The following is a 9,222-nucleotide window of genomic DNA, read 5'->3' on the forward strand; positions in this document are numbered from 1 at the left end:
TCTTGGTCTGGAAACGCACCAACCGGGCCCGCAATACATTGAACTTTGTCGAGACCGCGAAGGACAGGTTTTAAAGCGGTTTTCTGACGTCGGTGCCATCACCCCGAGGGCAAGGTGGTTGGTGTTCTTTGCGTCCTGAAAGGCGAAGGTCGCAAGCAGATTTCAAGCCCAGATAGCGCCCCAGAGGTGTGAAAGGTCCGAAGGCAAAGGCCCCTCTCTGCCGGGGGCGACACGGTCTGTCGATCGCAGGACTGTGCAAATACAATCGTGGGCGACGCCTGACGCGCCTGAGGGTCGCGGGTCTCTTGCGGCAGATTGTCTTTTGCTCGCAGTCGTGGGATGTACTGCGCCATGAGACAAACTAGCCAGATCGCAACCATGACGCGCCGGACGCTTGCCGCCTGGTCCGTGCTGCTGTCGCTCTTGCTGGTCTGGTCGTTCGGCGCGGTGCCAGGCCACGCCCGCTCGGCTAATGCGGGGCAAAAAGAAGCGGTCAGTCTTCAAGGCGCGCCGGAAATTGCGGCGATGCAGGCCAAGCCAAGCCCGGCCCAAAGACCGACGGATGACAGATTTGGCGCCGGCCCCGACGTAGGTCTGCCGGGATACCAATCAGGTCCAGACGCATGTCTGGCGGGGTCCACCGAATCGCCCCGGTATCGCCCGGCTTTTTCGTCAGACCGTGATCACCATCCGCAGGCCCCAAGAGCGCCCCCAACGGCGTGATGAACGGCCTCGTGGCGGCGGGTGTGACCCGTCGTCCGCGGTGCCCTTGATCCGAAGCGGCGCAATGGCTGCCCGGTCCTTGGATGCGTTGAGCCGATTCTTTCGGCCACGCGCATCATAGGGCGGTGGCCCTGGCAGCCGCATTCCCCCTTTGCCGAATTTGCCGAACCTGCCGGACCGGGCCGCATGCCCCGTCCGCCACCGTCGGTCCAAGGACACAGTCATGTCGAAAACGATCTTGTGGAAACGTCTCCTGATCTGGAGCGTTTGTCTCTGGGGGCTGCTCTTTGCCCTTCCCAACGCCTTTTACCCTCGGGTCGAGCGGCATAACGATGCCCTCACCCTTCAAACCGAAACCGCTGCCCTGCAACCCGCGCAAATCACCGATCTGGCCGCTTGGCCCAGATGGCTACCCTCTGGCCTTGTCAACCTTGGGCTTGATCTGCGCGGTGGGGCGCATCTTTTGGCCGAGGTGCAGGTCGAGGAGGTCCATGCCGCGCGCATGGATGTCCTTTGGCCGCAGGTCCGCGACACGCTGCGCGAGATCCGCGACGAGGTCGGAACGATCCGACGACAGGAGGCGGGGCCCGGCGAATTGCGGATTGCGCTGACCGATCCCGCCGGGCAGCAGGCGGCCATCGCCGCTGTCCGCGCGCTCGCCTCGCCTGTTGCGTCACTAACGGGGGCGGGTCAGACCGATATCGAGGTCCGCGCCGAAGGGGGCGTGCTGATCGTGACCTTTTCGGCGGCGGAACGTGCCGCTTTGGACGCCCGCACGCTGCAACAAAGCCTCGAGATCATCCGCCGCCGCGTCGATGAAGTGGGCACACGCGAACCCACCATCCAGCGGCAGGGCGAGAACCGCATTCTCATTCAAGTGCCGGGTATCGGCTCTGCGGCGGAGTTGAAGGCGCTGATCGGCACCACGGCAAAGCTCAGCTTTCACCCGGTGATCGGGCGCGCCTCGAGCGCCGAAGCGCCGACCGAGCCGGGCACGGTGATCCTGCCGTCGCTGGACGAGGCGGGGGTGTTCTACATCGTCGATCAAACCCCGGTCATCAGCGGGGACAACCTTGTCGATGCCCAGCCTGCCTTTGATCAAAACAACCGTCCCGCCGTCAGTTTCCGCTTTGACCCCACCGGCGCGCGGGCTTTTGGCGAGTATACCGCCGCCCATATCGGCAGCCCTTTCGCCATCGTGCTGGATGATGAGGTGATCAGCGCCCCTGTGATCCAAGGCCATATTGCCGGCGGCTCGGGCATCATCACCGGGCGGTTCACCGTGGAGCAGAGCACCGATCTGGCCGTCTTGTTGCGCGCCGGGGCCTTGCCTGCGGGCATGACATTTCTGGAAGAACGCACCATCGGGCCGGAACTTGGGCAGGACAGTATCGACGCGGGGCAACGTGCGGCGGTCATCGGCATGGGGGCGGTGATTGCCTTCATGGTGGCCTGCTATGGCACATTCGGTGTCATGGCTGTCCTTGCGTTGGGGATCAACATGACGCTGCTCATTGCGGCCTTGTCGGGGCTGGGCGCGACCCTGACCTTGCCGGGGATTGCGGGGATCGTGCTGACCATGGGCATGGCGGTGGATGCCAATGTCCTCATCTTCGAGCGGATCCGCGAAGAGTTGCGCCAAGGCCGCCCCGCAGGGCGCGCCATTGCGATTGGCTTTGACAAAGCCCTCTCCGCGATCATGGACAGCAACCTCACCGGGATTCTGACCGCGCTGATCATGTTCGTTATCGGCTCTGGCGCCGTGCGCGGTTTTGCCGTGACGCTGGGTCTGGGTATCGTGACCTCGATGTTCACCGCGCTCTATGTGACGCGGCTGATCATTGAAACATGGATGCGCTGGCGCAAGCCGGCTCGGATCACCCTCAAGGGCTGGATCAAGCTGACGCCGGACACCACCACGATCAACTTCTTCCGGGCGCAATGGGCGACCTTTGGGGTGTCCGTTGTCGCGGTCGTGGCCTCGCTGGTGCTGGTGGCGACGATGGGGCTGAACTTTGGGATCGACTTTCAGGGCGGCACCTCTTTTCGCACCGACTCCGTCCAGCAGATTGATCTGGGGGCCTATCGCGCGGCGCTGTCTGCCTTGCAGCTTGGCGATGTGGCGATTTCCGAGGTCTTTGATCCCACCTTCCGCGCCGATCAGCATGTCGCCATGATCCGCGTGCAGGCGCAGGACGGGGTCGAGGCGATGTCTGCCGCAACCATCGCGCAGGTGCAGGACGCGTTGCGGGCCGTCGATCCGGGCATTGCCCTGACGGCAGTGGACTCAGTCGGGCCCAAAGTCTCGGCCGAGTTGATCTGGTTGGCTCTGGCTGCGGTGGGCGCGGGGGCGTTTGGCATCCTTGCCTATGTCTGGATGCGGTTCGAATGGCAATTCGCTGTGGGCACGGTGGCGGCGCTGGTGCATGACGTGATCGTCACCATCGGTGTCTTTGCGCTGTTCCAGTTGCGGTTTGACCTGACCATCGTGGCGGCCCTGCTGACGATCCTTGGGTATTCGGTCAACGACACGGTCGTGATCTTTGACCGGCTGCGCGAGAATCTGGCGAAATACAAGACCATGCCCCTGCGCGACCTCATGAACCTGTCGGCAAACGAGACGCTCAGCCGGACCCTGATGACAGCGGTGACGACGCTGATCGCGCTTGTGGCGCTGCTGGTCTTTGGCGGCGATGTGATCCGTGGCTTTGTCTTTGCGATGCTCTTCGGCGTGATCATTGGCACATGGTCCACGCTCTATGTCGCCAAGAACATCGTGCTCTTTCTGGGGCTGGACCGCCGCGACAAGGCGGAACGCAAGGTCGATCACGCGTTCGCGCATATCAAGGCCTGATGTTTGAACACACCGGTCGCGAGGCCGGTGTGTTCCTTTTCCCGTGCTCCGAAATCTCTTTCGGTGGGGGGTTGAAGGTGGTCTGCGGGATGCCGATCTCACCAGAGCGGGCCGGGCCCCTCTGACGATGGTCACCCATCGTGATGTCGGACCGTAACACATGCGCTTGTCACCTGCCCGGATCGGACCCTTGCTCTGAACGGACCTGTCCAAAGCGTATCACACCAGAATTGAGGGTCCTGCATTGGAAATCCTGTTCCTGCTCTTTCTGGGCAAGCCGCTTTGGATGTGGTTTGTTTTCTTGGCCATCGTGCTTGCCCTGCTGGTCTTTGACCTCGGCGTTCTGCACAAGGACGATCACGCAATCGGAATTGCCGAAAGCCTCAAGCTGTCGGCGATGTATATCACCTTGGGTGTTTGCTTTTCGGGCTTCATCTGGTGGCAAATGGATGCCACCGCCACGGCGCAATATCTGACGGCCTTCGTGGTCGAAAAGTCGCTGGCGATGGACAACATTTTCGTCATCGCTCTGATCTTCGGCTTTTTCGCCATCCCGCGCGACTATCAGCATCGGGTCCTGTTCTGGGGTATTCTGGGTGTGATCCTCCTGCGCGGCATCATGATTGGCCTTGGGGCGACGATCGTGGATCAGTATCACTGGGTCCTCTATATTTTCGCCGCTTTCCTGATCTTCACCGGGATCAAGATGGTGCTTGTCGCCGACAAGGAGCACAAGATCGAGGAGAATGGCCTGCTGCGCTTACTGAAGCATCGCATGAATGTGACGGAAGACCTGCATGGTCACAGTTTCTTTGTCCGCAAGCCGCACCCCGAAACCGGTCGGATGCTGCGCTATGCGACGCCGCTGTTTCTGGCGCTGATCATGATCGAGATCGCGGATGTGGTCTTTGCTGTCGATTCCGTGCCGGCGGTGTTCACCATCACGACCGATCCCTACATCGTCTACACGTCGAATATCTTTGCCATCCTTGGCCTGCGCGCGCTCTACTTTGCGTTGGCCGCGATCCTGCATCGCTTCGCCTACTTGAAATACGCGCTGTCGATCCTGCTGGTCTTTATCGGCTCCAAGATCTTCTTCGCCGATCTGATGGGATGGGAAAAATTCCCGCCCGTGTGGTCGCTGGGGATCACGTTCGCCATTCTGGGGGCCGGTGTCGTGTTCTCACTCTGGAAGACCGGCACGCCCATTGGGGATTCGGAGATCGTCAAGGACTGACAGTGCGAGGGGTCCTGATCCGGGTGGATTTCCGCCGGGATCAGGAACCCCCGGTGGTTCAAGTCCAAGATCGTCAGCGTCGTTTGCCGGGGGACCGCGTGATCTTGTTGCCACGGGGCCCGGTCTGGATCGGGGTGTTGGTCTGGTTTTCCTCCGTCAGCTTGCGCCATCGGGCAAGGCGCGCGGGATCGAGGGTGCCATCGGCCGCGGCCCCCTGAACCGCGCAACCGGGTTCGTGATCATGGGTGCAATCCCGGAAGCGACAGCGCAAGGCAAGCTCGACAATCTCCGCGAAGAGCGTGTTGAGCCCGGCGGTGGCATCGCTGACATGCAGGGTCCGCATCCCCGGCGTATCAATCACCCAGCCGCCACCGGCAATGGCATGCAGCGACCGCGACGTGGTGGTGTGACGCCCCTTGGCGTCGGCCTCGCGAATGGGTCCTGTCGGCTGTGCGTCGTCAGAGGATTTATGCGACAGCGTGTTGAGCAAGGTCGACTTGCCCACCCCGGACGATCCGACAAGGGCAACGGTCTGACCGGGGCCGCACCAAGGTGCCAAGGTCAGGGCCGCCTCTGGGTCTGTCGCATTCAACATGACCACATCCAGCCCCTGTTGCAGGGCCTCTGCCTGCTGCAGGTAGGGGGCGGCGTCCGCGGTCTGGTCGATCTTGGTCAGGACAATCACCGGGGTCGCCCCGGACTCGTTCACAAGCGCCAGATACCGCTCGAGGCGTGCCGGGTTGAAGTCGTCGTTGCAGGAGGTGACGATCAGGAGCGTGTCGACATTCGCAGCGATCAACTGCGTTGGCCGACTGCCTTCGGTTTTTCGCTGCAGCAGCGTCCGTCTGTTCAGACGCCGCACCAGCAAGCGGGTTTCGGGGTCGACCAGAACCCAATCCCCCACGGCGATGTCCGTCGTATAGGACTGAGCGGAGAGCGTCAGCCGCACGGGGCCGTGTTCGGACATTGCAGAGACCCGATCCCGATGCACGGACGCGATGCGCATGGGGGCAAGCCCGGCCTCGTCCGCCTCCAACTGCTCGGAGAAAAACGCCATCCAGCCGAGAGCGGCCAGTGAAACTGCGGTCTGATCTGATGACATGCTCACGCCAGCATGAATGGCCGCAGAATGACGGTGTTGCAAGCTGATCCTTTGGGTTGGCGCAAAGGCGCGTATGGGGCAAATCTGGATGAATGCGCCCGTCGGACCGTGCAAAGAACCGCTCAGAGGATTGCTTTGGGCGTGGCAATGGAGGAGGTTGCGGGGCCGACACCAAGGGAGATTTCCAGATGATGATCTACGGCTTGAACACCTGCGCACTCTGCCAAAAGGCCCGAAAAGCATTGGAGGCGGACGGGCGGGAAGTCTCTTTCCGGGATGTGCGGGCAGAGCCGTTGAGCGAGGCGGAATTAGCGGTGCTGATCGCAGAGTTCGGGGACCGCCTCGTGGACCGCACATCGAACGATTACCGGGCGCTCAACAACTGGCTGAAGAATTCCGAGGCAGAGGCGCAGATCGCAGCCCAACCCAAGGTGATGGCCCGCCCGGTTATCCGTGACGGGGACAGGTTCTACCTGGGTTGGGATCAATCTGTTCAGAACGCTTTGCTTGCGGGCTCGTGAGGCCCCAAGCCGAGCAACTGCGACACCGTTCAGTGCGTCCAGACCTGGCGGCGGTTGGTGGCGAAGTTGTCGCCGTAGCCGCCGGGGCGGATGTTGGGTTTGCGGGCGTGCGGTTCCTGGACCACGGCGTCGATGCCGTTGTCCTTGGCATATTGCAGCGCCGCTTCCTTGGTCTCGAAGCGCAGGCGCACTTGGGCTTGGGTGTCGGCGTTGGAGGTCCAGCCCATCAGCGGATCAACCTCGCGCGCGGTCTCGGACACGAATTCCAGCACCCAATGGCGGGTCTTGGCGGTGCCGGATTGCATGGCAGTGCGGGCCGGTTTGTAGATGCGCGCGGACATGAGGCTCTCCGATGAATTACTCTGTCGCCTTATCCCAAATCGGGCGCGGCGCGGCAAGAGGCGAATGGGCGCAGCCCCCCTGCTCAGAGCGGGGCGCGGAAGATGACGAAAGCCCCCGCCGCGATCAGCGAAAAGCCGAGCGCGTGGTTCCAGGTGAGCGGCTCCTTGAGATAGAGCACCGAGAACCCGGCAAAGACCACGAGCGTGATCACCTCTTGCATGGTCTTGAGTTCGGCCGCCGAATAGACACGGTGCCCAAGCCGGTTGGCGGGCACCGCGAGCATGTATTCAATGAGCGCGATGCCCCAACTGATCAGGATCACAAGCCAGAGCGCGGCATGGGGAAACTTGAGGTGCCCATACCACGCAAAGGTCATGAAGATATTGGACAGGCTCAAGAGCACGACCGGTGCCAGCCACAGCCAGAGGCCGTGCATGATCGTCAGTCGCTCGCGCTGTCGTCGTCAGTGCCGCGCACGCCCAAGAGTTGATCCATCTTGACCGACGGCTGGTCGCAACCGGCCTCGCCCACAATCTTGGCCGGCACACCGGCGACCGTCTTGCAGGGGGGCACCTCTTGCAGCACGACCGACCCTGCGGCGATGCGGGAGCAATTGCCGACACGGATATTGCCCAGCACCTTGGCCCCGGCCCCGATCAGCACGCCATTGCCGATCTTGGGGTGGCGATCCTCTTCTTCCTTGCCGGTGCCGCCCAAGGTGACGGAATGGAGCATCGAGACATTGTCACCCACCACAGCAGTTTCACCGATAACAATGGAATGGGCGTGGTCGATCATGATGCCCTTGCCGATGCGGGCGGCGGGGTGGATATCGACGCCAAACACCTCGGAGGCGCGCATCTGGAAGAAGCGCGCGAGGTCACGGCGGCCCGTGGTCCAGAGCCAATGGGCGATGCGATAGGCCTGAATCGCCTGAAACCCCTTGAAGAAGAGGAGCGGCAGGAGAAACCGGTCGCAGGCCGGGTCACGGTCGTTGACGGCGACGATATCGGCGCGGGCGGCCAGACCGATGGTGGGATCAGAGGCCAGCGCCTTGTCGCAAATCTCGCGCAGGATCTGTTCGGGCATCTCGTTCGAGGTGAGCTTGAGCGAGATGCGATAGGCGAGCGCCGATTCGAAGGTCTCGTGGTGCAGCACGCTCGAGTGGATGAGCCCCCCCAAGAGCGGCTCAGCGGCGATGGCGGCCTTGGCCTCTTGGGCGATCTGTGCCCAGACCGGATCAAGTTCGGCCAGCTTTCGTCTTGTATGTGCCATGGGCTATGCTCCTCTGGGTCAAGGGAAGTATAGCAGATAGGTAGGGCGGGTAAAATGCAAAGGGGTGCGGGGAGGTATCACCAAAATGAATGAGACCGAGCAGGCGCGGATGCGAGCGCGGATCGTGACGCTTTTGACGGAACTGGACAGTGACGATGCACTGGGACACGCCGGTCAGGCGGTGGTGGAATTGGACCAACAGGCCGTCGGGCGGCTGAGCCGGATGGACGCGCTGCAAAATCAGGCGATGGCCAAGGCGGGACAAGCGCGCCGTCAGGTGCAGCGGCAGCGGTTGGCGGCAGCACTGGCGCGGATGGATGCGGGGGAATTCGGGTATTGTGAGGATTGTGGCGAGGATATCGCCATCGGACGGTTGGAGATTGATCCCGCCGCCACGCGCTGCGTGTCCTGCGCCAATGGCTGAGGCGGCGCGCGTTCTGGTGCTGGGCGCCACCGGCACGATTGGCCGGGCGACGGTGGCCGCCCTCTGCGCGCGAGGGCATGAGGTGGTGTGTTACCTGCGGCCGGGGGCGGAGGCGGCGGGATTGCCGAAAGGGATCACGCTGCGGCGGGGGGAGATTGCGGACATTGCCCGCGCGGGATTTCGCGGCGCGCGGTTCGAGGCGCTGGTGTCGTGCATGGCGTCACGCAGCGGCTTGCCCGCCGATGCCAGGGCGGTGGATCACGACGCGCATGTCGTGGCACTGGGGGCGGCGCAGGCGGCGGGGGTAGAGCATATGGTGCTCTTGTCGGCAATCTGCGTGCAGAAACCCATGCTGGCGTTTCAGGCGGCCAAGCTGGCGTTCGAGGCGCGGTTGATCGCCTCGGGCTTGCGCTATTCGATCGTGCGACCCACGGCCTATTTCAAATCGCTTTCGGGCCAGATTGCGCGGGTAGAGGCGGGCAAGCCCTTTCTGGTGTTCGGGGACGGGCAGCTTACGGCGTGCAAGCCGATCAGTGACCGGGACTTGGGCGACTATCTGGCGGGGTGTCTGGACGACCCTTGGCGCTGGAACAGGGTGTTGCCGATTGGTGGCCCCGGTCCGGCGATCACGCCGCGCGATCAGGCCGAGTGGTTGTTCCAGCGGTTGGGCCGTCCGGTCAAGCTGCGGCAGGTGCCGGTGGGGATGATGGATGCGATCATTGCGGGCTTGTCGCTGGGGGGCCG

Annotated in this window: 9 protein-coding genes; 5 read left to right on the forward strand and 4 right to left on the reverse strand. The window is 62.8% G+C overall.

The window, feature by feature from the left end; all coding sequences use genetic code 11:
• Positions 1 to 946: 946 nt before the first annotated feature.
• The gene (gene secD / locus KBT70_RS01515; protein ID WP_296627953.1) at positions 947 to 3,577 is read left to right on the forward strand and encodes a protein translocase subunit SecD; all 2,631 of its coding nucleotides are present in this window, start codon (positions 947 to 949) and stop codon (positions 3,575 to 3,577) included.
• A 244-nt stretch (positions 3,578 to 3,821) separates the two neighbouring features.
• Complete coding sequence (locus KBT70_RS01520) at positions 3,822 to 4,814, forward strand: TerC family protein (RefSeq protein ID WP_296627956.1); 993 nt, start codon at positions 3,822 to 3,824, stop codon at positions 4,812 to 4,814.
• Positions 4,815 to 4,887: 73 nt separating this feature from the next.
• On the opposite strand, the gene rsgA is transcribed toward KBT70_RS01520, so the two are convergent.
• On the reverse strand, positions 4,888 to 5,916 hold the full coding sequence (gene rsgA, locus KBT70_RS01525) for a ribosome small subunit-dependent GTPase A (RefSeq protein ID WP_296627958.1): 1,029 nt from the start codon (positions 5,914 to 5,916) through the stop codon (positions 4,888 to 4,890).
• A 188-nt stretch (positions 5,917 to 6,104) separates the two neighbouring features.
• Between rsgA and KBT70_RS01530 the strand changes: the two genes are divergently transcribed.
• On the forward strand, positions 6,105 to 6,437 hold the full coding sequence (locus KBT70_RS01530; RefSeq protein WP_296627960.1) for an ArsC/Spx/MgsR family protein: 333 nt from the start codon (positions 6,105 to 6,107) through the stop codon (positions 6,435 to 6,437).
• A gap of 29 nt (positions 6,438 to 6,466) precedes the next feature.
• Here the strand turns inward: KBT70_RS01530 and KBT70_RS01535 are convergent, their stop codons facing one another.
• From KBT70_RS01535 to cysE, 3 genes are all read right to left on the reverse strand, one after another.
• Complete coding sequence (locus KBT70_RS01535) at positions 6,467 to 6,778, reverse strand: ETC complex I subunit (RefSeq protein ID WP_296627962.1); 312 nt, start codon at positions 6,776 to 6,778, stop codon at positions 6,467 to 6,469.
• Positions 6,779 to 6,861: 83 nt separating this feature from the next.
• Positions 6,862 to 7,215: a DMT family protein gene (locus KBT70_RS01540; RefSeq protein ID WP_296627964.1), complete on the reverse strand. Its 354-nt coding sequence runs from the start codon at positions 7,213 to 7,215 to the stop codon at positions 6,862 to 6,864.
• Between the two features lie 5 nt (positions 7,216 to 7,220).
• Positions 7,221 to 8,054: a serine O-acetyltransferase gene (gene cysE / locus KBT70_RS01545; RefSeq protein WP_296627966.1), complete on the reverse strand. Its 834-nt coding sequence runs from the start codon at positions 8,052 to 8,054 to the stop codon at positions 7,221 to 7,223.
• 85 nt (positions 8,055 to 8,139) lie between these two features.
• Between cysE and KBT70_RS01550 the strand changes: the two genes are divergently transcribed.
• Positions 8,140 to 8,478 carry a TraR/DksA C4-type zinc finger protein gene (locus KBT70_RS01550; protein ID WP_296627968.1) on the forward strand — a complete coding sequence of 113 codons (339 nt, stop codon included), beginning with the start codon at positions 8,140 to 8,142 and terminating at the stop codon, positions 8,476 to 8,478.
• A partial coding sequence (locus tag KBT70_RS01555) for an NAD(P)H-binding protein (RefSeq protein ID WP_296627970.1) occupies positions 8,471 to 9,222 on the forward strand: 752 nt, incomplete at its 3' end. The genes KBT70_RS01550 and KBT70_RS01555, both read left to right, overlap by 8 nt.

Origin of the sequence: Roseovarius sp. (assembly GCF_018066915.1) — a bacterium.
Taxonomy (GTDB): Bacteria; Pseudomonadota; Alphaproteobacteria; order Rhodobacterales; family Rhodobacteraceae; genus Roseovarius.

What these genes read in the sequence shown, in the direction of transcription:
- secD (WP_296627953.1), top strand. Translation starts at nt 947, where the DNA reads ATGTCGAAAACGATCTTGTGGAAACGTCTCCTGATCTGGAGCGTTTGT.
- rsgA (WP_296627958.1), bottom strand. Translation starts at nt 5,916, where the DNA reads ATGTCATCAGATCAGACCGCAGTTTCACTGGCCGCTCTCGGCTGGATG.
- KBT70_RS01530 (WP_296627960.1), top strand. Translation starts at nt 6,105, where the DNA reads ATGATGATCTACGGCTTGAACACCTGCGCACTCTGCCAAAAGGCCCGA.
- KBT70_RS01535 (WP_296627962.1), bottom strand. Translation starts at nt 6,778, where the DNA reads ATGTCCGCGCGCATCTACAAACCGGCCCGCACTGCCATGCAATCCGGC.
- KBT70_RS01540 (WP_296627964.1), bottom strand. Translation starts at nt 7,215, where the DNA reads ATGCACGGCCTCTGGCTGTGGCTGGCACCGGTCGTGCTCTTGAGCCTG.
- cysE (WP_296627966.1), bottom strand. Translation starts at nt 8,054, where the DNA reads ATGGCACATACAAGACGAAAGCTGGCCGAACTTGATCCGGTCTGGGCA.
- KBT70_RS01550 (WP_296627968.1), top strand. Translation starts at nt 8,140, where the DNA reads ATGAATGAGACCGAGCAGGCGCGGATGCGAGCGCGGATCGTGACGCTT.